This window comes from Salinibacterium sp. (assembly GCF_031364185.1).
Taxonomy (GTDB): Bacteria; Actinomycetota; Actinomycetes; order Actinomycetales; family Microbacteriaceae; genus Rhodoglobus.
In genome coordinates this window covers 1-22,917 of the sequence record NZ_JANLVV010000031.1, presented here as the reverse complement: position 1 = coordinate 22,917, position 22,917 = coordinate 1, and the positions used below count along the sequence as shown (strand labels likewise).

At 63.5% G+C, this 22,917-nt stretch carries 22 protein-coding genes and 2 tRNA genes; 10 read left to right on the top strand and 14 right to left on the bottom strand.

Annotated elements, in window-relative coordinates; translation table 11 throughout:
- Positions 1-84 precede the first annotated feature (84 nt).
- From RMN95_RS01860 to RMN95_RS01850, 3 genes are all read right to left on the bottom strand, one after another.
- Positions 85-345 (bottom strand): hypothetical protein, encoded by a 261-nt coding sequence (locus RMN95_RS01860; protein ID WP_309615263.1) that lies wholly within the window; start codon positions 343-345, stop codon positions 85-87.
- Between the two features lie 298 nt (positions 346-643).
- Positions 644-1,651, bottom strand: a complete 1,008-nt coding sequence (locus RMN95_RS01855) for an NADP-dependent oxidoreductase (RefSeq protein ID WP_309615262.1) — start codon at positions 1,649-1,651, stop codon at positions 644-646.
- Between the two features lie 29 nt (positions 1,652-1,680).
- Entirely contained in the window at positions 1,681-2,385 is a 705-nt protein-coding gene (locus tag RMN95_RS01850; RefSeq protein WP_309615261.1) for a type 1 glutamine amidotransferase domain-containing protein, read from the bottom strand.
- A gap of 83 nt (positions 2,386-2,468) precedes the next feature.
- On the opposite strand from RMN95_RS01850, the gene RMN95_RS01845 reads away from it, so the two are divergent.
- On the top strand, positions 2,469-3,080 hold the full coding sequence (locus RMN95_RS01845) for a TetR family transcriptional regulator (protein ID WP_309615260.1): 612 nt from the start codon (positions 2,469-2,471) through the stop codon (positions 3,078-3,080).
- 943 nt (positions 3,081-4,023) lie between these two features.
- Here the strand turns inward: RMN95_RS01845 and RMN95_RS01840 are convergent.
- From RMN95_RS01840 to RMN95_RS01830, 3 genes are all read right to left on the bottom strand, one after another.
- Positions 4,024-4,455, bottom strand: coding sequence for a hypothetical protein (locus RMN95_RS01840; RefSeq protein WP_309615259.1), 432 nt, complete (start codon positions 4,453-4,455; stop codon positions 4,024-4,026).
- 174 nt (positions 4,456-4,629) lie between these two features.
- Complete coding sequence (locus RMN95_RS01835) at positions 4,630-5,559, bottom strand: DUF2599 domain-containing protein (RefSeq protein WP_309615258.1); 930 nt, start codon at positions 5,557-5,559, stop codon at positions 4,630-4,632.
- 383 nt (positions 5,560-5,942) lie between these two features.
- Positions 5,943-6,524, bottom strand: a complete 582-nt coding sequence (locus RMN95_RS01830; protein WP_309615257.1) for a recombinase family protein — start codon at positions 6,522-6,524, stop codon at positions 5,943-5,945.
- Positions 6,525-6,921: 397 nt separating this feature from the next.
- On the opposite strand from RMN95_RS01830, the gene RMN95_RS01825 reads away from it, so the two are divergent.
- Positions 6,922-7,254, top strand: coding sequence for a hypothetical protein (locus tag RMN95_RS01825; RefSeq protein ID WP_309615256.1), 333 nt, complete (start codon positions 6,922-6,924; stop codon positions 7,252-7,254).
- Here RMN95_RS01825 and RMN95_RS01820 read toward each other — a convergent pair.
- The 4 genes from RMN95_RS01820 to RMN95_RS01805 all read right to left on the bottom strand — a co-directional run bounded on the left by RMN95_RS01820 (position 7,214) and on the right by RMN95_RS01805 (position 12,084).
- Entirely contained in the window at positions 7,214-7,498 is a 285-nt protein-coding gene (locus RMN95_RS01820) for a GNAT family N-acetyltransferase (protein ID WP_309615255.1), read from the bottom strand. The genes RMN95_RS01825 and RMN95_RS01820 overlap by 41 nt on opposite strands.
- A 9-nt stretch (positions 7,499-7,507) precedes the next feature.
- Complete coding sequence (locus tag RMN95_RS01815) at positions 7,508-8,533, bottom strand: LacI family DNA-binding transcriptional regulator (protein WP_309615254.1); 1,026 nt, start codon at positions 8,531-8,533, stop codon at positions 7,508-7,510.
- A gap of 14 nt (positions 8,534-8,547) precedes the next feature.
- A complete protein-coding gene (locus RMN95_RS01810) occupies positions 8,548-9,990 on the bottom strand; it encodes a GH1 family beta-glucosidase (RefSeq protein WP_309615253.1) in 1,443 nt (480 codons plus the stop codon).
- A gap of 312 nt (positions 9,991-10,302) precedes the next feature.
- Positions 10,303-12,084, bottom strand: a complete 1,782-nt coding sequence (locus RMN95_RS01805; RefSeq protein WP_309615264.1) for an MDR family MFS transporter — start codon at positions 12,082-12,084, stop codon at positions 10,303-10,305.
- 256 nt (positions 12,085-12,340) lie between these two features.
- Here RMN95_RS01805 and RMN95_RS01800 point away from each other — a divergent pair, with 256 nt between their 5' ends.
- Positions 12,341-13,198: a M15 family metallopeptidase gene (locus tag RMN95_RS01800; RefSeq protein WP_309615252.1), complete on the top strand. Its 858-nt coding sequence runs from the start codon at positions 12,341-12,343 to the stop codon at positions 13,196-13,198.
- Between the two features lie 5 nt (positions 13,199-13,203).
- Here RMN95_RS01800 and RMN95_RS01795 read toward each other — a convergent pair whose 3' ends face one another.
- The gene (locus tag RMN95_RS01795; RefSeq protein ID WP_309615251.1) at positions 13,204-13,785 is read right to left on the bottom strand and encodes a hypothetical protein; all 582 of its coding nucleotides are present in this window, start codon (positions 13,783-13,785) and stop codon (positions 13,204-13,206) included.
- Complete coding sequence (gene pgm / locus RMN95_RS01790; protein ID WP_309615250.1) at positions 13,782-15,401, bottom strand: phosphoglucomutase (alpha-D-glucose-1,6-bisphosphate-dependent); 1,620 nt, start codon at positions 15,399-15,401, stop codon at positions 13,782-13,784. The genes RMN95_RS01795 and pgm overlap by 4 nt, the downstream gene beginning before the upstream one ends.
- Positions 15,402-15,445: 44 nt before the next feature.
- Here pgm and pheA point away from each other — a divergent pair, with 44 nt between their 5' ends.
- On the top strand, positions 15,446-16,381 hold the full coding sequence (gene pheA, locus RMN95_RS01785; RefSeq protein WP_309615249.1) for a prephenate dehydratase: 936 nt from the start codon (positions 15,446-15,448) through the stop codon (positions 16,379-16,381).
- Between the two features lie 146 nt (positions 16,382-16,527).
- Here the strand turns inward: pheA and RMN95_RS01780 are convergent, their stop codons facing one another.
- Both RMN95_RS01780 and RMN95_RS01775 read right to left on the bottom strand, forming a co-directional pair.
- A complete protein-coding gene (locus RMN95_RS01780; RefSeq protein ID WP_309615248.1) occupies positions 16,528-17,406 on the bottom strand; it encodes a DUF559 domain-containing protein in 879 nt (292 codons plus the stop codon).
- Between the two features lie 188 nt (positions 17,407-17,594).
- The gene (locus RMN95_RS01775) at positions 17,595-18,578 is read right to left on the bottom strand and encodes a diacylglycerol kinase family lipid kinase (RefSeq protein ID WP_309615247.1); all 984 of its coding nucleotides are present in this window, start codon (positions 18,576-18,578) and stop codon (positions 17,595-17,597) included.
- Positions 18,579-18,617: 39 nt separating this feature from the next.
- Between RMN95_RS01775 and serS the strand changes: the two genes are divergently transcribed.
- The 6 genes from serS (at position 18,618) to RMN95_RS01745 (ending at position 22,784) form a co-directional block, all read left to right on the top strand.
- Positions 18,618-19,883 (top strand): serine--tRNA ligase, encoded by a 1,266-nt coding sequence (gene serS / locus RMN95_RS01770; protein ID WP_309615246.1) that lies wholly within the window; start codon positions 18,618-18,620, stop codon positions 19,881-19,883.
- Positions 19,880-20,689, top strand: coding sequence for an HAD family hydrolase (locus tag RMN95_RS01765; protein ID WP_309615245.1), 810 nt, complete (start codon positions 19,880-19,882; stop codon positions 20,687-20,689). The genes serS and RMN95_RS01765 overlap by 4 nt, the downstream gene beginning before the upstream one ends.
- A gap of 57 nt (positions 20,690-20,746) precedes the next feature.
- A tRNA-Ser gene (locus RMN95_RS01760) sits at positions 20,747-20,831 on the top strand.
- A gap of 43 nt (positions 20,832-20,874) precedes the next feature.
- Positions 20,875-22,137: an LCP family protein gene (locus RMN95_RS01755; protein WP_309615244.1), complete on the top strand. Its 1,263-nt coding sequence runs from the start codon at positions 20,875-20,877 to the stop codon at positions 22,135-22,137.
- A gap of 50 nt (positions 22,138-22,187) precedes the next feature.
- Positions 22,188-22,276 (top strand) — tRNA-Ser (locus RMN95_RS01750).
- 67 nt (positions 22,277-22,343) lie between these two features.
- Positions 22,344-22,784 (top strand): DUF2269 family protein, encoded by a 441-nt coding sequence (locus RMN95_RS01745; RefSeq protein ID WP_309615243.1) that lies wholly within the window; start codon positions 22,344-22,346, stop codon positions 22,782-22,784.
- Positions 22,785-22,917 lie beyond the last annotated feature (133 nt).

The following is a 22,917-nucleotide window of genomic DNA, read 5'->3' as shown; positions in this document are numbered from 1 at the left end:
CCTCAACTGGAACACACCCACACTGGTCATCACTACCGAGCTAGGATCGCGGCAAGAAACAAGTGTTGCGACGACCGCTTGAATTCACCCAGTGCCATTATCGGGCCAGGGAGCATCCATCCGCGGGAACTGTGGTTCGTTAAACGAGCGCTCGATCATCGCCCCGTGCAGCTTCTCAATTGGAGTGGTCAGAGCCAATTCCACACCAGTAGCACGGTCAACATCGCCGAACTCGTGCGCCTTGCCGCGAACCGACCGTTGCGGTGCGCCCTCAATGCCGTAGACCCGAAGGCCCCCACGACCGCGCAGATCGGCTTCGCGATCAATGACATCCTCGATCATCATCCCGAAACGTTTGCAATCCCGGGTTCCCCTGGCATGGGCGAGACTCCCTGGTCAGTTCCGAAGCCCTTCGTTATGGATATGTCGTTAGCGACACGAAGTCTTGGTTACGAACCCGTCATGGACTAGGCAGAACTCTGAACGACACCGTCGGCTGGATAGCTTCTGCGCTGCACGGTAGAGATTGGAAAGAGGCCTTCCCAACGTTCCTTCGCGCTAATGGCACTGAATCGTTTGACTACGAGGCGGAGGACGCCTGGGTCCGACGGTACCGCGTTCCCTGAGTCGGGCGAGCGCCGGGCTACAGGCGAACCAGGGCCTTGCCGGTGTTGGCGCCGTTCATCATTCCGGTGAAGGCGTCGAAGGCGCTATCGATGCCATCGGAGAAGGTTTCGTCGTAGGCGATCTTGCCGTCTCCGAGCCACCCGCGCATGGCTTCGCCAAACTCGGGGGCGAACTGGAAGTAGTTGCCCATGGTGAAGCCCTTGAGGGTGAGCCCGCGGGTCACGATGTTTGACATGTTGCGCACGCCGGTGTCGCCGGCCGAGTTGTAGAGCGAGATGGCGCCACAGATTGCGGCGCGGCCGCCGTCGTTGAAGGCGCCCAGGGCGGCGGTCAGATGCTCACCACCGACATTGTCGAAGTAGACGTCGATGCCGTCGGGTGCCGCCTTCGCCAGTTGGCCCGCAATGTCGCCATCGCGGTAGTTGAAGGCTGCGTCGTAGCCGTATTTGCTGGTGAGCAGGTCGACCTTCTGCGCCGTACCGGCACTGCCCACGACGCGGGATGCGCCGAGCAGGCGAGCGATTTGACCCACCATCGTGCCGACCCCTCCGGCAGCGCCGGACACGAAGACCGTGTCGCCCTCCTTGATGTGGGCGATCTGCGTGAGACCGACCCAGGCGGTGATCCCGGTGATGCCCAGCACGCTGAGAAACAGCGAGGGTGATACTCCGGGAATGTCGGGAAGGGGGTGGAATAGCGCGGCCGGGCCCTGGGCGAGGTCACGCCAGCCGAGCTGGTGCTGCACGATCGTGCCCACGGGCAACGCGGCATCCTGTGACTCAATGACTTCGCCAATTGCGGCGCCCTGCATCGTCTCATCGAGAGCGAAGGGCGCAACGTAGGAGCGCCCCTCGTTCATTCGCCCGCGCATGTAGGGGTCGACAGAGAAGAAGGTGTTGCGCACTCGAACCTCGCCGGCGGCGAGCTCGGGCAGCTCGATCTCAACCCTCGCGACGTTGTCGGTGGTGGGCTCGCCCGTGGGGCGAGAGACGAGTTGCCATTGGATGCTGGTGGTGGCGGTCACGAATTGATTCCTGTCTGTCTGTCTGTCGGTCAACGCTTATCGGCGACGATGCGCTCGGCAACGGCGACCGATGATGCCGGGTTCTGCCCTGTGTAGAGCTGACCGTCGACGACGATGTAGGAGGCGAAGGGCTCGGGCGCCTTCGAGTACACGGCGCCAAGTTCAACCAGTCGAGTCTCGACAAGCCACTTGGCCTTGGCGGCAAGCCCACTCAACTCTTCTTCTCTGTTGGCAAAGCCGGTCATTTTGCGACCCGCGAGGGCCCACTCTCCGGTGACCTTATCGGTGGCGGCAAGCAGCGCTGCGGGAGCGTGACAGAGCACGCCTATCGTGGTGTTCGACCTGACGGCATCCACAATCAACTGGCCTGAGTCAGCATCGACCGCGAGGTCTTCCATGGGGCCGTGGCCGCCGGGGTAGAAGAGAACGTCGTAGTCGGCTATGGCAACGGCATCGACGCGCTTCGGATGCTGCAGCACATCGCTCATCGTGGTGATGCGGGCCGCGAACTCGGCTGCGCGCTCGGCAGAACCCGCGCCTCCTGCACTCAGGCTGACCGCGTCGAAGGTGGGCGCAACGCCTGCGGGAGTGGCGACATCAACGGTCCAGCCGGCCTCGGTGAAGATGCGGTACGGCTCGAGAAACTCCTCGGCCCACACTCCGGTCGGGTGCTTCGTGCCGTCGGCCAGAGTCCAGTGCGATGCTGCAGAGAGCACCATCAGTACGTTTGTCATTTTTCTCCTCAACCAAACCGATTGGTTCGATCCTATGCCATCCTGTAGGGTTAGTCAAACCAATCGGTTCGATGAGAGGGTGCATGGTGGTGTCGTCAGAACTGCCGCGTGACCAGCTGCGCGGCCGAGAAACGAAGCAGCGTGTGATCGAAGCGGCGACCGCGGAGTTTGCCGAATACGGTGTCGCCGGGGCGCGAATCAATAGGATTGCCGATACGGCGCGGGCCAGCAAGGAACGCATCTATGCCTGGTTTGGCGATAAGGATGCGCTTTTCGACAACGTGATGCAGAGCGGCCTCGACCAACTCGCCCACGCCGTGCCGATTGATGTTGACCTCGTCGAATACACGGTGAGACTGCACGACTACTTCGCGCGTGACGAGAGCGTTCAGCGGGTAGCGATGTGGGCCTGGCTGCATGACACCGCTACTGCCGGCACGTTCTCGGACGGTCGCACCGAGGGTTACAGCCATAAGCTCGACATCATCCGCGACGCCCAGCACCGAGGGCTGGCCAGCCCGGATTGGCGACCCGAAGAGTTGCTCGCCCTGATTTTGGCGGTTGCCACCAACTGGCACCGCGCGCCAGCCGAGCTGCGCACTCTCGCGGCCCCGGGATTCGGCGTCGACCTCGATGCCCAGCGCGCCTCGGTGCGAGAAGCGGCACGACGACTCGTCAAGCCACGCGTTCGTTAGCCGCCGTGTGCTGCCGATGCCGACCCATCCAGTGGCCCATCAGAGATCCGCCCGCGAGGAGTTCAGAGGAAAATCCAGTTCATAGATGCCCAGGACAGCGGATTTATCGGGTTCGGGTTGGTCGACGGCAACTCCGACCATTGGCGAGGTCTGTGGTTATCGACTAATCATCCTTCACGCTAGCACGCTGACTTAGACCAGCGGCTTGGGTCGGCCGCGGGACGACGCGGCCTGTAATGGTGGACAAGCAGATCAAGTTGCTCGGGATCGAAGAAACCGACAGGCGCGAACATTTCAATTATTGCTGGCACCCTACATGTACTCCGGATCGCAGGTCTATAACTAATGTCTTCGAATGAGACAGTCCGGCTTCAACCCGCAATCTGAGGTCGTCGACAATGGAGGGCGCGCCGGGCAGGATTCGATAGCCAGAAGAGAGAGCCATGGATCCAGTTTGGTTGATTCCGCCCGCCGTCGCGTGGGGCCGATGAGCGCCGCTTTTGGCGCCAAGTAAACCATCGCTCAGCGAGATACTTTTCGATTACCGGTAACCTCATGGGCTATCTCACAGTCATTGTTTCGCAAGACCGTCCGTAGTGGAGCGATCTACGATCCCGCCCAAACACTCACGCGTGTGTTCATCCACGATGGAGCAGATCTTAATCGCTTTGCCGACACCTTCGCTCACGCGGCATCAATGCCGTGACCCCCGAGCCAGACGATAAGTAGATCCACCGGAAACGTCGCAGGCCACGAGGCGGCAGGCCCGTCGCCCTCGACTACAGGAACCGGAACGTCATCCAACGCTGTTACTGCCCCATCATGTTCTGGCTAGGCCTCGCTACCCGCCGTGACAAGCCCGCTGTCGACCACGGGGCCGCGGCCGACATCAACGCCGCGGTAGCTTGGACCACAGCTTTGTGAGACACGCGCTGCGTGGCGGTTATAGATCGGGGTACGTGCCTTCGTAGTCTTGCCAAGTGCCGCCCAATTGTTCCATTGCCCACCGTTGGTCCGTCTTCGAGGCGTCCGGCTTGTTGGATAGATCCATGACGATGTAGTTGACGACGAAGCCGACGTCCAGCGTCGATTCGAATTCATTCGCCATTTCACGACTTGTGAAGCGGTAGTAGTCGGCTTGGTCAGTGCTGTAGGCCTCAACGCATTCGAGTGTCTCGTTGCAGACGTCGTCGGTGATCTCGATCGGATTTGTTGAGACATCGACCGCGTCGCTGTCGTCAGTCAGAACGATCGGGATCGTGAGCTGCGAAAAACGGTCGAACAGTGCGCACCCCGCAAGGGAAGTGATCGTAATCGTCACAAGCGTTGCGGCCAGAATCACTCTTCGCTGGCCCGGTGTCAGTAGATCGCGCATAACTTTTCCTCGGTGTGAACTCAAAGCCAAACCCTTCCATAAGTGGCGACTTTTCCCAAGAACCCCTCTGGCCTGGCGAAAGAAGCACATCCATGCCGAGGCAGCTCCCGGACACTTGCAGTGTCCGGGAGCTGCCTCGGCAGATACCTCAAGGCTTAAGGGTAAAACTTCGAGTCAGACCCCGTTTGCGGTTTTCCAGTTGCAGTGATGAACCCCCACTCCGATGGACCAATGTACGGTGCGGTTTAACCGCCACCTTTCCAAGTTCCACTCACCCGCAAAAGGCGAACCATACGCGTGGCAAACGAACTGATCTCGCATGCTCTGCTTGCCTTCGAGCGCGGATCTTGTGGCACTGCTCCACGTCACCGCCTCTGTCCAGCCCGCGGTCTCCATGATGACCTGCCCCTGTGGAGTACCCCACTGGGCCATACCCCAAACGCTGGGTTGGAGATCGACGATCGGCTGCCCATTCTCGAAACGGTTAGCCTTAACGTAGGCGAAAAGGTTAATTCCGATCCACGGGTCGGCCACGATCGGGTACGTGTAGGGGCCAGCGTCATGGGCGACGACCTGGACCAATGTCGAGCCCTCGACCTCGTACCAGGTATCAACGGCTATGCCATTGGCGTCGTAGGCCCACGGCGCAGCGACGCCTCCTAGGTACTCGCCGTCCGTGCTTTCGATGAGAACACCGCCCTCTTTGAACAAACGGAGCTTGGAGCCCTCCGCCGACCCGATTTCGTAACGGTACGACGTGGGTGCGGTCGAATCTTCAATGACGGTGGTTATCTGTACCGAGCCATCCGATTTCGAAACGGGCACAGTAGTTGAACCGTTGCCATTGTCGTAGGCACGAACCGCGTCCACTAGTTCTACCGCGTTGGCGGCGTCTTCAGAGAAAGGCAAGCTAATTTCCAAGTCGGGACCTCGCGTGGAGACTAAACCGACACTCTCGCTGGGGTCGGTGGGGACAACCGCCCGATGACCTTCACTGGTTGCAAGATCGTCGAAAATGCCCTCTTCGGCGGAAACGGCCTCGAGGGTTTGCAGGATTCCGTCTTCGTCGACGGTTTCGGCGGCGAGCGCGGGTGAGGTCGACACAAACCCCGTTGCGAGAAGGGCGACGGCAACCGAGATTGCAATGCTGCGACGCCCCGGGGGGATGATTGCTGAGAGTCGATCCAGTGTTTTCTGGGATCGTCCTTTTGACGCCATAGGACTTACTTGTCTAATAATGGCTGTGTTTATTGCCACCCAAGTGGGCAGCTAGCTGACTCTCCCACGTTTCTCCAAGCTTGTCTAGAACGTTGGGTCTACTGCACTGGCTGGGTGACAGTTCCTCGTCACGCAGCCAGTGCGGCAGGCCACTACCCAAAGAGGCCGGGTCACGTCCCGCTGATCCTCAATGGTGTGAATTTCGGCGCTGTTTGGCGGCGTATTGTGATCATTCGGTGTCGCTTTCCGCGGAAGGCTGTTCTGAGTGACTAGTTGGTGAGAGCGCGAGACCTTCTATAAAATGTCGCGCGAGACATTCCGAGGTCTCGGGCAACCTGCGCAGCCGGGTCTCCACCTTCAACCAGGCGAACCGCGCTCCGAATTTGACTATCGGTGACACGCCGGGGGCGCCCTCCAAGGTCCTTCCCGGCGTCGCGACGTTTGCTGATCGAGTCAACGATCCGCTCTCGCTTGATGTCGTGCTCCATCTGTGCCAGCGCCGCCATGATGGTGAACAGCATCGACCCAATCGGAGTCGATGTGTCGACGTCACCGCCGCCGAGGTTCAGCACACGAAGGCCGGCACCGCGATCACGTAGCTGCTGTGCGAAGTCGAGCATGTTCTGCGTCGACCGTCCGAGTCGATCCAAGGTCGTAATCACGAGCATGTCGCCGGCCTCGAGAGCGCCGAGCGCGCGATCGAATTGCGGCCGCGATGCACGAGCACCCGAGATGCCCTGATCGACGTACAGGTCATCACGTCGGACACCGGTGGCGAGAAGGTCTGCTTCTTGCCGATCCGTTGATTGCGGCCGGGTCGATACTCGCGCATATCCGATTAGTTTCGTCACAGCACTCCATGTGTCTCATAACTAACGGTCAGTATTGTGGTCCGAGCAAACTAGCTTGTCTACCACAACCGCGAAGTCTCACGCTCGAACGTGAATGGCACTGCTAAGCGCGGCCTCAGGAGTGCGACGGCACCAAGCGATGGTGCGCTCCGAGATGTCCACTGCGATGGCCTTCTCGAGTGGAAATAGCTTGACGTGACCGTCGCGTGCGGAGCGGGCCGGGATTGCGTGTGTCGCGGTAGGTCGAAATGGGCACAGTCGGCAAACTCTGACGGTAGTCGAAATGACTGAAGTGCCCGACAGTGTGGACGCCGCTGGGGGCGTTGAGCCACGCGATCATTAGTCGCCGTGTGCTGCCGATGCCGACGCATCCGCGGGGCCATCGTAAACTGGACCGGTGGAGCCGTGGATCGTTGTACTCATTATCGTGGGCGTCGGCGTGGCCTTCTACCTGGCCCAGCATTTCGGGCTGATCGACCTGACTAATAAGAGCAAGTCCTCCGGCGGCGGTAGCGGCATCGGCGGCATCGGGGATGAAGTCTTTCACCCGACACGTCACGAGGCCCAGGTCGAGATGGACCGCCAGTCGATCCTCCCGGCGCCCGCGCCGCTGCCCGGTGATGGTGACTTCGGGATCTATGACGGCCAGGTGAAGATCGACCTCACTCGGCGCGGTAGGCACTACAAGGTCAGCGAGTCAACAGATCCTGATAGTCGGGATGCTTCGTGATCCAGGCCGCAACGAAGGTGCAGCTCGGCACCACCCGGTAGTCGGTATCGGCGCGAATCAGGTTCAGCGCCCCGCGGACAAGTTCTCCGCCAAGGCCCGATGTGCGTTGCGCCGGGTCGATCTCCGTGTGGGTCAGCACGATCGTGTCATCCCGAATCTGGTAGTCAACTTCACCAGCACCCACACCGTCGACGAGCAGTTCATATCGGTTCATTTTCGGGTCGTGCAGTACCTCTGTGGTCATGCTGCAAGACTACGCGCTGTCGCGGATGACCATCCGGGTGGGCATGACCCGCTCGCGCTCGGTCGGCTCTCCGCGCAGCAGCGCAAGGAGCATTCGCGCCATCTCCGCCCCCATCTCGCGGGAGGGTTGGTGCACCGTGGTGATGTTGATCTCACCGCTGGTGGCGGCGGAGCTGTCATCAAAGCCGACCACGGCGACATCCTCCGGCACGCGTCGTCCCTGTTCACGCAGGGTCGAGATCGCACCGGTTGCCATCAGGTCGCTCGCCACGAACACGGCATCGAGTTCAGGGGCGAGCTCGAGCAGCTTTTTCATTGCGGATGCGCCGCTTGCCCTCGTGAAATCACCCTGGGCGCGCAAATCGTCCCGCATCCCGGCGGCCCGCATCGCACCCTGCCACCCCTCGGACCGATCGATCGCCGCCTGCATGTTCGCCGGTCCGTCGATGGTGGCGATGCGCGTGCGCCCGAGGTCGACCAGGTAACGCGTGGCCATGGCGGCCCCGGCGGCGTTATCGACGTCGACGTAGTTGTTGGTGTGCAGTTCGGGCAGGAAGGGGCGCCCGCCGAAGACGACGGGAATGGTGGCATCCAGGGTGGTGAAAAAATCGTCGCCCGAATGATGTGAGACCACGATGGCGCCGTCGACGTTGCCACCGAGCAGGTAGCGGATCGTCTTGGCGGAGGGGGCTGAGGGGCTGGCGAGTTGCAGGTTCAGCACGTAGTCGCTGTCTTCGAGGCCCTGGGTGATTCCCTGCACGATCTGGGCGAAGAACGGGTCGCCAAAAAATCGCGAGGTGTCTTCGGGAACGACCAGGGCGATGGCCATGGTCTGGCGATTCGCCAGCGACCGGGCTGCGCGGTTCGGGATGTAGTTGAGGCGGTCGATGGCTGCGTTCACCGCGGTCGTCACATCGGGCCGCACCTGGGTCGAACCGTTGACAACACGCGACACGGTGGAGCGCGACACCCCCGCCTCCGCGGCGACCGCTTCGAGCGTGGGCGCCACGCGTCTGCCGGGCAGTTCGAGCGTCATGGGGGAAGTCTAAGTCAGAGAGAGCGGCCAGCGATGACGCGGTTGTAAGCGATTGCACTGTCTTTCGGCGTGCGCTGCTGCGTCTCATAATCGACATGCACGATGCCGAACCTCTTGTCGTAGCCCCAGGCCCACTCGAAGTTGTCCATGAGCGACCAGTAGAAGTACGCACCCACGGGCACGCCGTCGTCGATTGCGTCGAGAATTGCCCCCAGGTGGGCTTCGAGAAAGTCAACACGCTCGGCATCATGCACGGCACCATCGATCAACTCGTCGTCATATGCCGCACCATTCTCCGTCACGGCGAGCGCGATGCCCGCTGGCCCCGTGTACTGCTCGTGTACTCGCTTCAACAGTCGGGTGAGTCCTTCGGGCTGCACCTCCCAGCCCATCGCCGTAGTGGGCAGGTCGCGCAGGTGCCAGTGCACCCCGTCGGCAGCGGGAAACGGAGAACGCTTGGGCCGGACGGAGGGTGCCGCCGTCGACATCTCCGCGTCGGTTGGCCGCGCGCTGACCGCCTCACCGTGGTAGTAGTTGACGCCGAGACAGTGGATGGGCGAGCTGATGATCTCGAGATCGCCAGACTGCACGTGCTTCTCGAAACCCAGGTGCGCGACATCCACCAGCACATCGTCTGGGTAGCTGCCGCGGAAGATCGGATCGAGAAAGAACCGGTTGAACTGCCCGTCAATGCGCCGCGCGGCATCCAGGTCTTCCGCGTCGGTCGGATCGACAGGGTCGGCAACGGTCAGATTCAGCGTGATGCCCAGTTGCAGGCTGGCATCACGAGCCGCGAGTTCTTTCGCCGCGAGACCGTGGGCCAGCAGCAGGTGATGAGCCGCGGCAAGCCCGGTGGCCGGGTCCTGGATGCCCGGGGCGTGCTCGCCACCGATGTAGCTGAGAAACGAAGAACACCACGGCTCGTTGAGTGTGGTCCACGAGGTCACCCGGTCGCCGAGAACATCGTGAACGCCAAGCGCGAAGTCGCGAAATCTCATCGCCGTGTCGCGGTTCGCCCAGCCCCCGAGCTCCTGCAGGGCCTGCGGTAGGTCCCAGTGGTACAGGGTCAGCCAGGGGGTGATGCCCTTGCCGAGCAGCTCGTCGATGAGCCGCGAGTAGAAGTCGAGGCCCTTCGCGTTCACGGCGCCACCGTCGGGCTGCACGCGCGACCACGACGTGGAGAAGCGATATGCCTGCAGGCCAAGATCTTTCATCATCGCTACGTCATCCCGGTAGCGGTGATAGTGGTCGCAGGCGGTATCGCCGTTATCAGCATTGACCACGGCGCCAGGCACGCGGCAGAACACGTCCCAGATGGAGTCGGTGCGTCCGTCCTCGTGCGCTGCGCCCTCGATCTGGTACGCGGCGGTGGCCGCTCCGAACAGGAACGTCGAGGGGAATGCGCGTGGTGTGGGTCGTGGATCGTGGGATGTCTGGGCTTCGAACACGAACGTCATTCTGCCACTAGCCCTTCACCGCACCCTGCATGATGCGAGCGCACCCATCACGGGACCTTGGCTCCTCCGCCGCGTGTCTGCACGCGCCGGTTTGCCACCGAGAACGCCGCTTCTGCTGCTTGATAACGCGGTGACCCAGCAGAAGTAGCGTTCTCGGTGACGTCGGCGGAGTACTGAGGGCCGACTGGGCAACATCGGTCGAGGCATCCGGAGCGCACCCACGCATTCAGAGCGCTGGCACCGCGCGACGGTGCGGGCGGGGGTTCGCGTTCACGCGGTCCGAAATGACGGAGACTTCAGCTAGAAGGCGTGCTAGCCGCGCTCAATGGGCTGCCGAGCGCCACGATCTCCGTCATTTCGGACAGGACGACGGTCGTCGACGGGGTTGCCGTCCGAGGCACTTCCGGAAGGCACGCCCACTCCGCCACCCGGGGTCACGAGCGTACCGGCGGCATCCGCGGCAGTCTGCGCCAGCAGCGCAGCCTCATTATCTGCGTTCTCCTGCAGGGCAGACTTCGCACGCAATGGTGTGGCCTTCAGGAAGAAGCTCAGGATGAACGCCACCAGCACCACGCCCAGCCCGACCCAGTAGATGGTCACCGTGGCGTTGCTGAAGCCCTCCAGGAACGGCGCGGCGAGGCGAGGGTCAGAGCCGTTCAGGAAGGACGTGTCGCCGTCGAGCGCGGTGCCCAGGCCGGTCGGGTTCTGGAGCAATCCAAGAATCTGCTTATTGGAGGGGTCGGCCAGCACGTTCGGATCGGCGGTGGCGACGGCGATCCCATCCCGAACCGACCTGCTGGAGAACGCCGCAGCGATGGTGTCGGGGATTCTCGAGAAGAGCACCGAGAACAGCACCGCGACGCCCAGTGTTCCACCGATCTGGCGGAAGAATGTCGACGAGCTTGTGGCAACCCCGATGTCTTTCGGGCCGACCGAATTCTGTGAGGCGATAGTCAGGGTCTGCATCAGCTGGCCAAGGCCAAGCCCGATGAAAAACATGCCGATCATGACCCAGATGACCGGTTTATCGGCGGTCAGGAAGGTGAGCCAGAAGAATCCGAGCACCATGAGACCGGTGCCGACCTTAGGGAAGATGCCGTACTGGCCGGTGCGCGAGATGAGTTGCCCGCTGACGATCGAGGCGATCATCAGCCCCAGAATCATAGGCAACATCAGGAAGCCACTTTCGGTCGGCGTCGCGCCCTGCACGAGCTGCAGGTACAGCGGGATCGTCATCATGGCGCCGAACATGCCGAATCCGACCAGCACGCCGATGACGGTCGCCATCCGGAATGTTGCGTTCTTGAAGAGCGTGAGCGGGATCAGCGCGTCATCACCCATGAGCTTTTCGCTCAGGATGAACGCACCGATGCCGAGCGCACCGACGACGTAGCACGCGATGGAGTACCCCGAACCCCAGCCCCAGTCACGGCCCTTCTCGGCGACCAGCAGCAGAGGAACAAGGCCGATGACGACCGTGACGGCACCCCACCAGTCGATGCGGGCCGCCCGGCGGGTGTGCGGGATGTGCAGGAAGCGCATCACAATCGCCAGTGCCACCAGCCCGATCGGGAGGTTGATCAGGAAGACCCAGCGCCATCCGTTGAGGAACAGGATTTCGGGGGTGCCCGACAGCAGCCCACCGATGAGCGGGCCGATCACGCTGGAGACGCCGAAGACGGCGAGGAAGTAGCCCTGATATTTGGCGCGCTCGCGGGGAGCGAGGATGTCACCCATGATCGCCAGCGGGAGGGCCATCAGGCCGCCAGCGCCGAGGCCCTGCAGCGCGCGGAAGATCGCGAGCTGGTACATGGAGTCGGCGAATCCCGCGGCCACGGATCCGCCCAGGAAGATCACGATGGCGATGATGAACAGCGGGCGACGCCCGAAAATGTCGCTGAGCTTGCCATAGATCGGCGTCGAGATGGTGGAGGTGATCAGGTAAGCGGTGGTGACCCACGCCTGAAGGGCCAGGCCGTCCAGATCGTCCGCGATGGTGCGCATCGAGGTGCCGACAATGGTCTGGTCGAGCGAGGAGAGAAACATCCCAGCCATCAGCCCGAAGATGACGAACAGGATCTGGCGGTGCGTCATGACCCCTCCAGCGTCTGCGATGGCCTGGGCCTGTTGCTTGCCCTTTGATTCGACGCGTGTCATCGTTCCTCGTTCATTGTGTTTCTGGGAGTGTGGGGAGCGCGAGAAAGCCGCCGCAGAGCATGCTGCTACGACCGTCCACTAATCTTTGCGCAAGCTGCAAAGTTACACCCAATGCACTGTTCTCACAAGCTCGCGGCTCGGTATCGCTCAGAGCATCCCCCGGGGCGGCATTCGACAGCCGTAGGATCGTCACGTGTCAGATCCGCGACCCGAGCAGATTCCGTCGGTCGTCCCGAACCGCCGACGCACGATTGTCGTCGCCGGTGCGATTGCCGCCGTCGTTGTTGCGGCGGTCGTCACCGTCGTCGCGTTGACGCCGGTTCCCGCCCCGACCGCACTGGCTTCAAGCTCTCCGACGGCGACGAGCGCTCCCACCCCGACATCCACGCCGCCCGCCACCCTCATCCCCACTCCCGCCCCGACGCCGACCCCCACCTTCGACTCGGCCACCCAGTCGATCGACGACCCCAATAGTTACTGGGTGGTCGCCGATAAACTCCGCCCGCTCAACCCTCTCGACTGGGAGCCGCCCGATCTCGTCGAGGTGCCCGTTGCCTACGTGAACCAGCCGTTTCTGCGCCGGGCAGCGTCGGATGCCGTCGTAGCGATGTTCGCCGCGTTCAGCGCCGAAAGCGGTGGGCTGCAGATGCAGTCTCAGAGCGCGTACCGCAGCTACTCCACCCAGGAAAGCGTCTATGCCGGTTGGGTCTCGAGCCTTGGTCAGGCCGGAGCCGACCAGACCAGTGCCAGGCCAGGCCACTCGGAGCACCAGACCGGTTTATCGATCGACGTCAGCGCGTCACCCGCTGACTGCACGCTCGAGCAATGCTTCGCCGACACCCCGCAAGGCCAGTGGCTGGCCGCCGAGGGCTGGCGGTTTGGCTACGTGGTGCGCTACCCCAACGGCAAAACGGACGTCACCGGCTATGAGTACGAGCCGTGGCACATGCGGTACGTCGGCCCTGAGCTTGCGACAGAATTACACGCCACCGGGGTGCTGACCCTCGAGGAATTCTTCGGGCTCCCGGCGGCGCCAGACTACGCGGGCTGAGCTACTTACGCGGGCTGAGCTGCCGCAGGTGCCGGCCGGGTGACCGCGAATGCCATCGCCACGAATCCGCCGGCGAACAGCACCATCGCGACGGTGCCGAGCCCGAGGTACACGTGGCCGGGCTGCACGAGAACCGCACCTACCGTGGCCAGCAGCGCGCCGGGGAGGGCGGCGACGCCGGCGGTGCGGAACGCGGCAACGCCGGCGACGAGGCATCCGGCAACCAGGCTGACCACACCGATGTTCGCCAGGATGCGGCCGATCCCGAAGACCGCGCCCGTCACTTCGAAATCGCCGGCCATCACCAGCGCACCTCCGGCGACACCCGCGAGGATGTCGAGCGCCGTATAGAACGTCGCAAAACCATAGCCGAGTATGGCGCCTGCGCGACCGAACCACACCCCGGCTCGGCGCGCGATGAGCCACGGAGCCAGACCGATCAGCGGGAAGATCGGGATCAGCGCGATATGCATGTTGCGCCAGTATTCGGCGCTCGCCTCGGTCAGGCGCATCGGGTGGGTGAGCCCGACAATCGCGCAGGCGAGGGCGGGCAGCGCGACGAGCAGCGCGAGGGTGCGGCGGCTCATCCGCGCAACGCCGCATCCACTATCGACTTCGCTTCGGCCTGCACCTGCGCCAGGTGCTCGGAGCCCTTGAATGATTCCGCATAGATCTTGTAGACGTCTTCGGTGCCGCTCGGGCGGGCGGCAAACCACGCAAACTCGGTGGTCACCTTGACTCCGCCGATGGATGCCCCGTTGCCGGGGGCCGCCGCCAGTGTCGCCGTGATCCGGTCCCCGGCGAGTTCGGTGGCCGCGATGTCCGCGCCGCTGAGTTTGCCGAGCCTGGCTTTCTGCGCGGCGGTTGCCGGGGCATCCACTCGCTCATATGCCGGATCGCCGAACTCGTCGACCAGTTCGGAATACAGCTGCGACGGCGTCTTGCCGGTGACGCTAAGAATCTCGCTGGCGAGCAGGGCCAGCAAGATGCCGTCTTTATCTGTGGTCCAGGCCGTGCCGTCCTTGCGCAGGAAACTTGCCCCCGCGCTCTCCTCACCGCCGAACCCGACCGACCCGTCGACAAGCCCAGGCACGAACCACTTGAAGCCGACCGGCACCTCCCACAGCTCGCGACCGAGCGACGCCGCGACCCTGTCGATCATCGAACTGGAGACCAAAGTCTTGCCGACGGCGGCATCCGTGCGCCAGCCCGGCCGGTGGGTATAGAGGTACCGGATGGCGACCGCCAGATAGTGGTTGGGGTTCATGAGGCCGCCATCGGGAGTGACAATCCCGTGGCGGTCGGCGTCGGCGTCATTACCGGTGAGGATGTCGAACTCATGGCGCTTCTCGACGACGGAGGCCATGGCCGACGGCGACGACGGATCCATGCGGATCTTGCCATCCCAGTCGAGAGTCATGAACGACCAGGTCGGATCGACGAGCGGATTAACGACGGTCAGGTCGAGGTCGTACCGCTCGGCAATCAGCTTCCAGTAGTTGACACTGGCACCGCCCAGCGGATCGGCACCGATGCGGATGCCCGCCTTTCGGATTGCCGCAATGTCGATGATGGTCTCGAGATCGTCGACGTAGTGCCCGCGAAAGTCGTACACCTCCACGCCCGAAGGCTCGGAGCGCGTCACCTCGCGGCTGCCTCCGGCGATGATCTCGTTCGCTCGATCGGCGATCCACCCCGTCGCGGCGCTGTCGGCGGGGCCGCCGTGGGGCGGGTTGTACTTGAAGCCACCGTCCCGGGGTGGGTTGTGGCTCGGCGTGATGATGATGCCGTCCGCCAGGTCGGCATGACCTGCCGCGTTGTACCTGATGATCGCGTGGCTGAGCGCCGGGGTTGGCACGAAGTCGTCGAATTCGTCCACGAGCGCGCGCACCCCGTTGGCCGTGAGCACCTCGAGCGCCGTGGTCTCTGCCGGTCGCGACAGGCCGTGGGTATCGCGACCGATGAACAGCGGCCCGGTGACTCCCTGAGACGCGCGGTACTCGACGATCGCCTGGGTGATGGCGGCAATGTGCACCTCATTGAACGCGGTGTCGAGTGAGGAGCCACGGTGGCCGCTGGTGCCGAAGACGACGCGCTGCTCGGGGATCGTGACATCCGGAACCAGCGTGAAATACGCGTGCACCAGGTCGTGAACATCAATGAGGTCGGATGCTTCGGCTCGAGTCCCTGCGCGATCGTCCATGCCCTCCAGTCTGGCACCCGCGCCGCGCCGATACACTCGGGAGCATGCCTGACGACGCCGCTACCGAGACGTACAGCTACCTCGGCCCGGCCGGAACGTTCACCGAAGCGGCACTGCGGCAGGTGCCTGCGGCCGCCGGGAAGAGCTGGCACTCCGTCAACAACGTGGGCGAGGCGCTGGGCGACGTGGTCACGGGGCGATCCGTGGCCGCCATGATCGCGATGGAGAACTCGGTCGAGGGCGGCGTGAGTGCCACGCAGGACGCCCTGGCGAGCATCCCGAACCTGCGGATCATCGGCGAATACCTCGTGCCCGTCAATTTCGTGCTGGTTGCGAGGCCCGGCACCGCGCTCGCCGACGTGACAGTGGTCAACGCCCATCCGGTCGCGTACGGGCAGACACACCTGTGGCTCGACGCGAACCTTCCCAGCCACGGGCACATCCCGGCGACATCGAACGTGGCCGCCGCCGCATCCCTGCTGGAGAACGAGCTGGCCGATGCGGCCGTCGCGCCCCCAGGGATCACCGATCACCACGACCTGACCGTGCTCGCGACAAGCATCGGAGACAACCCGAACGCGGTCACCCGCTTCGTGCTCGTCTCCCGAATCGCCCCGCTGCCGGCGCCCACCGGCAGCGATAAGACCTCGATCATTGTGGAGCTTCCAGATGACACGGCCGGCCGCCTGCTCGAAATGCTCGAGCAATTCGCCACCCGCGGCGTCAACATGAGCCTGCTCGAATCGCGTCCCATCGGTGACGCGCTCGGCCGGTACCGTTTCGTCATCGACCTCGATGGCCACATCCTGGATGAGAGGGTCGCGGATGCCCTGCTCGGCCTCAAGCGATTCAGCCCCAGGGTCACATTCCTGGGCAGCTACCCGCGCGCCGACAAGCTGGCCATCAACGTGATGCCGCGCTACGACAACGATGCCTTCGTCGACGCGCGCGACTGGCTGCGCGGGCTGCTCGGCGAGTAGCAGGGCCGTCGGGCGCCGCGCCGCGCCGCGCCGCGCCGCGCCGCCGTCTTCGCCACGTCACCTTTTGCCCGAGAACGCCACTTCTGCTGGGTCCGGTGCCAGTCAGGCAGCAATAGTGGCGTTCTCGATGTCGTAACGCTCCGAACTCACCTGCCTGCCAGTACTGTCCGGATGCGCGCCACCAGCTCGACTGGATCGGCGAGGTCATCGACATTCAGCTCCATTACGTACCACCCGTCGGCCTCGAGCCGAGATCGGCGCGTCATGTCCTTGCGCCACTGGGCGGCGGTCCGGTGGTAGTCGCCCTGGTACTCCAGAACCACCTTGTGCTTCGGAAACGCGAGATCCAGACGCACATCACGGCCGGTTTCCGTCGACACCACGACGTAGTTGACCTCGAAATCGGGAAGCCCCGCTCGCACCACAATCACCCGCAGGTGTGACTCGCGTCGAGATTCGGCCCGCGAATCCAGAAGCTCGACTGCGTCCCTGGCAGTGCGGTATCCGCGACGGCCCCGAAGCTCGGCCGCGCGCTGCCGCAGTTCGTCAAGGGAACACAGTGGCGACCGCCAGTGGATGAAGTAGTCTCCGACCGCGACGAGATCCTCCACACGGAGCCCCGAGGACAGGTCGATCCACGTGCGGGCGGCGCTCGTGTGCCTGACGCCCGCTCTAATGACGATGTCGCCCGCGGAAACCGTGGAACGATGCCCGAGGATTCCCGCCGCATGCGGGGCCGATGCCGGGAGCAGCGCCGTGACATCCAGCTCAGGCCGTCTCTCGAGATGAAGGGGAAGAGGCGCTCCGAGTATCAGTGCAGCAGTGACATGGCTGAAGTGCATCTCGGCGGGGAGCCTCGCCGCGAACATGCCACAGCGTGTGAGCAGGTCGGTCGCGCCGTCGCGCCGCACACCCCAGACCGTGCGGTCCAGGTCCCGCGCGCGGAGTCGAGCTGGCGATAGTCCAGATCCGGCGGTGGGGAATGTGCGGCCTGCGAGATGGGGAGGAAGCGGTTCGGGATGCATCGGCCGATGATCCCGCATCGAGAGTGACCTCCGTCCGAATCATCCACACGCCTCAGTCGCGTCACCGAGAACGCCACTTATGCTGCCCAAAGCCGTCGCGACCCAGCAGAAGTGGCGTTCTCGACGCAGACTGCGCGTGCGCGTGCTGAGCGAGGCGCGGAGAGCGGGAGTATGGGGGCGTGACGCAGCTACGCCGCCGGCACCTTCACCGTGAGGGCGCCCGGGTCGACCCAGGTGTGCACGCTCTTGGCCTCGCCGAATTCGTCGCCGTCGAGCTGGAAGTCCTGCGGCTCCTCCACGGTCATCCGCATCGTCCGGCCCGTGACGTAGGTGACATCCCGAACATCGGCGGAGAGGTCGATGATTCTGCGGCCGAGCGCAGACTTTCTCAGCACACCGTTCTCCCAGGCGACCTTGCGCCATACCTTGGCCCAGCCGAACGGGCCCCGGGGGCGCAGCGCTGCGACATCGAGAATGCCGTCGTCGGGTTTAGCATCCGGCATCAGCAGCAGCCCGCCCGGCAGTAGTCCGCAGTTGCCGACGATAATCGTGTGCACCCTGATGGATTTTGTCGGCTCATTGTCGAGCCGGTACGACAGCCTGATGGGCTTCAATTCGGGCAGTGACCGGGCTATCCCGTCGACATAGGCAAGCCACCCGACGGCCTTCTTGAGCTTGCCGCTGGTGTTCTTGATCATCTTGGCATCGAGGCCGAGGCCTGCCATCACGAGGAAAGCGTGCTCCTGGGAGTCGCCGTCGGCACGAACGATCTTCACCATCCCGAGGTCAATCCTGCGCTCGTCACCAGCGAAGGCGATGGCCACACTCGCATCGAGATCCGACAGCGGAAGTTCGAGGTTGCGGGCGAGCAGGTTTCCTGTTCCCGCGGGCAGTACCGCGAGCGCAACTCCGCTGCCGCGAAGCGCTTCAGCGACGGCACGGACGGTACCGTCACCGCCGGCGGCGAGCACGACGCTGGCCCCTCGGCGAATGGCGCTGGCCGTGACATCCTGGCCAGCATCCCGAATGGATGTTTCGAACCAGGCGGTTTTCGCCCAACCGGCTGCCTTCTCGGTAGCCTCGACGGAGGCTTTGAGCCGCTGGATGTCGACCTTGAGGGGGTTGTAGACCACCGCGGCTCGCTTTTTCCGCACGCGGGGGGCTTCATTCACGCTGCCAACCGTACGGCACGCTCTGGGTAGGCTGTACGAGTGATCGACCCTCTGCTGCTTCGAGAAAGTCCTGACTCGGTTCGACTTTCGCAGCGGTTGCGCGGCTCTTCCGTCTCCCTTGTGGATGACGCGATCGCGGCCGATTCTCATCGCCGCATGAGCATCCAGCAGTTCGAGAGGTTGCGTGCCGAGCAGAACGCGTTCGGGCGTACCGTCGCGACAGCACCGAAAGACGCCAAACGCGCCCTCGTTCTGCAGGCGCAGGCGCTTGCCGCCCAGGTGAAGGAGGCGCAGCAGAGGTCGACGGATGCTGAGGCCGAGTTCTACAGGGTCGTCGGCGGAATCGGCAACGTCACGATCGACGGCGTGCCCGCCGGCGGCGAGGATGACTGGAATCTGGTGCGCGAGGTCGGTACCCCCGCTGAATTCGACTTCGAGCCGCGGGATCACGCCGAACTCGGCGAGCTACTCGGTGCGATCGATATCGCTCGCGGGGTGAAGGTGAGCGGCAGCCGCTTCTACTTCCTGAGGGGTGTCGGCGCCCGACTCGAGCTGGCGCTCATGAACATGGCGCTCGATAGGGCTCTCGCCGAGGGCTTTATCCCGCTCATCACGCCCACGCTGGTGCGCCCCGAGATCATGGCCGGCACCGGATTTCTCGGCGAGCATGCCGACGAGGTCTACTACCTCCCCGCTGATGACCTCTACCTGACGGGCACGAGCGAGGTGGCGCTCGCCGGGTACCATTCCGACGAGATCCTTGACCTTTCCGGCGGGCCGCTGCGGTACGCAGGGTGGTCGACCTGTTATCGCAGGGAGGCGGGTTCGGCCGGGCGCGATAACCGAGGCATCCTGCGCGTGCACCAGTTTAATAAGCTCGAGATGTTCACCTACGTGCTTCCGGATGAGGCCGAGGCCGAGCACGAGAGGCTTCTCGCCTACCAGGAGTCGATGCTGCAGGCGTGTGGGCTCAGCTATCGGGTGATCGATGTGGCCGCGGGTGATCTCGGCTCCAGCGCCGCGCGAAAGTTCGACGTTGAGGCCTGGGTGCCGACGCAGGGCGCCTACCGCGAGCTCACCAGCACCAGCAATTGCACCACCTACCAGGCCCGGCGGCTTGATATCCGCTATCGCACGGAGTCCGGCAAGACGACACCGGTTGCCACTCTCAATGGCACCCTCGCGACGACGCGCTGGTTAGTCGCCATCCTCGAGACACACCAGCAGGCAGACGGTTCTGTTGTGGTTCCGGATGCCCTGCGCGGCTATCTCGGCGGGCTCGAGATCTTCGAGCCTCTCGCATGAGCCCCGCTACCGAACGCTGGCTGATCGCCCTCGACATCGACGGCACCGTGCTGCGCGAGGACGGCGTGATGAATGAGCCTGTCATCGCCGCGGTGCAGAAGGTTCGGGATGCCGGCCACGAGGTGATGCTCGCGACGGGCCGCTCGGTGGCTATGACCCTGCCGATTCTTGAGCGGCTGTCGATCACTCCGGAGTATGTCGTGTGCTCCAACGGCGCCATCACCCTGCATCGAGACCCGGACGCGCCGAGCGGGTACGTGCGCGACCACGTGGAGACGTTCAATCCGAGTGAAGTGCTGACGACCATCCGGGCAAATCTGGAAACGGCCGATTATGCGGTCGAGGATGAGGATGGCCTGTACCGTTTCACCGGCCACTTCCCCGATGGCACCCTGGGCGCCGCGAGCGAGAAGGTGCCGTTCGAGGAGCTCCTCACTGCGCACGCCACCCGGGTTGTCGTGATCTCGCCCGGTCATAAGATCGAAGACTTTCTCAGTGTCGTCGAGCGCATGGGCCTGCACAAGGTCAGCTACAACGTGGGCTGGACGGCCTGGCTCGACATCGCACCGGATGGCGTCAATAAGTCGACCGCGCTCGAGCGAGTGCGCAACCTGCTCGACATCCCGCGGTCCAGGGTGATGGCGGTGGGTGATGGCAGAAACGACATCGACATGCTCGAATGGGCGTCTGTCGAGGGTCGCGGAGTGTCGATGGGCCAGGCTCCGGATGAGGTGGTCGCCGCCTCCAATGAGCGCACCGCGAGCGACATCGACGATGGTGTGGCGACGCTGCTCGACACGTTCTAGCCCATTTTTCAGGGTTGCGCGCCGCCTGTCCGTTACACTCGGAGCTTGATCACGCCGGGAGGGCTGTCCGAGCGGCCGATGGAGCCAGTCTTGAAAACTGGTGGGCAGAAATGTCTCGTGGGTTCGAATCCCACGCCCTCCGCTCGGCGTGATCGCCTTTCCGGGGGCTAATGAAAGGGCCTGTGATGAGTGAATTGACACCGAATTCGGAGCTGCGACCACGCTCCGAATTGCGCACGCGCAGCAGCGCGGCCACTTTTCCCGGCATCGCCCGGCACGGTCGCCTGCGCAAAGCAAGTCCTCTGGGTACGATCGCCAGGTTGATCGCTGCAGCGCTGGCGATAGTGCTTGTGAGTGGTGCCTCGGTCGGCGCTATCGCCGTGAACAGTCTCACCTCCAAAACCACCGTGGTCGACATCCCACAGGCAGCCGATGGCCCGTTGCCTGCGGTCGGTGCGATCGAGGGCGGCTTTAACATCCTGATCGCGGGAAGCGACACGCGCGAAGGCCAGGGTGGGATCGGTGGCACCACCGAAGATGACAGCGGCAATTTGAACGACGTCACGATGCTGTTACACGTCTCGCAAGACCAAACCAACGCCGTCGCGATCAGCATTCCGCGCGACATGGTGGTTCGCATCCCCGACTGCACGGACGCCGACGAATACACGAAGCCATTCTCGAGTGAGCCGATGAACACGGCAATGTCGTACGGCGGTCTCTCCTGCATCGCGAAAACGGTCACCGAGCTCACCGGTCTCCCGATCCAGTACGCAGGGCTCATCAAGTTCAGCGGCGTGATCGCAATGTCCGACGCCATCGGCGGAGTGGACGTGTGCGTGGACGGGCCGATGGTAGACCCGAACACCGGCATCAACCTCCCGGAGGCCGGAACTTACACGCTGCAGGGATTTGACGCGCTTGCCTTCCTCCGCTCGCGCGCGGCAGTCGGCGACGGCAGCGACCTGACCCGCATCAGCTCGCAACAGGTGTTCCTTTCCGCTCTCGTGAGGCAATTGAAGAGCTCAGAGACGCTGGGGGATGTCGGGAAGGTCTACGGAATAGCCAATGCTGCACTCAGCAACATGACGCTGTCATCCACACTGAGTAGCCCCGCCACGATGGTGTCTATCGCACAGGCGCTCAAGAACATCCCGGTCGAGAGCGTCACCTTCGTTCAGTACCCGGGAACGACAGGTGGCGAAGGCATCTACGCGGGCAAGGTGCGGCCGGACACCTACGCCGGCGACGCCCTCATCGAATTCCTGAAGAACGATGAACCTTTCGTGCTCGAAGCGGCGGGCGAAGACGCCGGCTCGACGCTCGATCCGAACGCGCCGGTGGCTCCCTCTGCATCTGCTACCGCTGACCCCTCGGTGCCAGTGCTGGATGGGGTGAGGGGCACGACTGCCGCGAAGTACACCTGCACGATTACCAACGACTACTGATCCCGATTCGAACGGGCGTGAGCGATTGGCTATGCTTGCAGTCGAACACTGGAGACGTCGCATAGTTCGGCCTAGTGCACCACCCTGCTAAGGTGGAGAACCCGTAAGGGTTCCGAGGGTTCAAATCCCTCCGTCTCCGCCGCGTAAGTCCTCGGTGTAATAATCTGATCAGGGTCGACAATCGATCGTGCATCTAGTCTGAAGACATGCATATCCTGGTCAACACCCTGCACGTTGTTACCGCAGTCTTCATCGTCGGGCCGATGGCTATCCTCCCCATGACGGCAATGCGTTCGATCCGCGCCGGGCAGGCCGGGCCGGTTGCCACCGTCGCGAAGTCGGTCAACATCTTCACCCTGCTCTCGATCGTCGTGGCAATCTTCGGTTTCGGAGCGCTTGGCCTCAAGGAAGCAGACGATAACTGGAGCTTCGCCTCGACCTGGGTGTGGCTGTCTCTCGTGCTGTACGTGATCGCCCTTGCGATCAATCTCTTTCTCGTCGTCCCGTCGCTCAGGTCGGCCGCCACGGCGCTCGCCGAGGCCTCGGCGAGCGCGAAGGCCGCAGGCTATCCGCAGATTGCCGCCGGCTCCGGCTTCGCTTCGCTCCTGCTCGTGCTCGTTGTTGTGCTGATGGTCTGGAAGCCATAATCCGTCCCGGCCGGGGGAACGGGAGAGGGCCCGACGACATTTTCGATCGGTGTTAGGCCGCGCTCGTCGTCGATGAACAGCATCAGCTCGGTGTGCTCGAGGGTGATGCCGAACCCAGCGGCTAAACACCCCT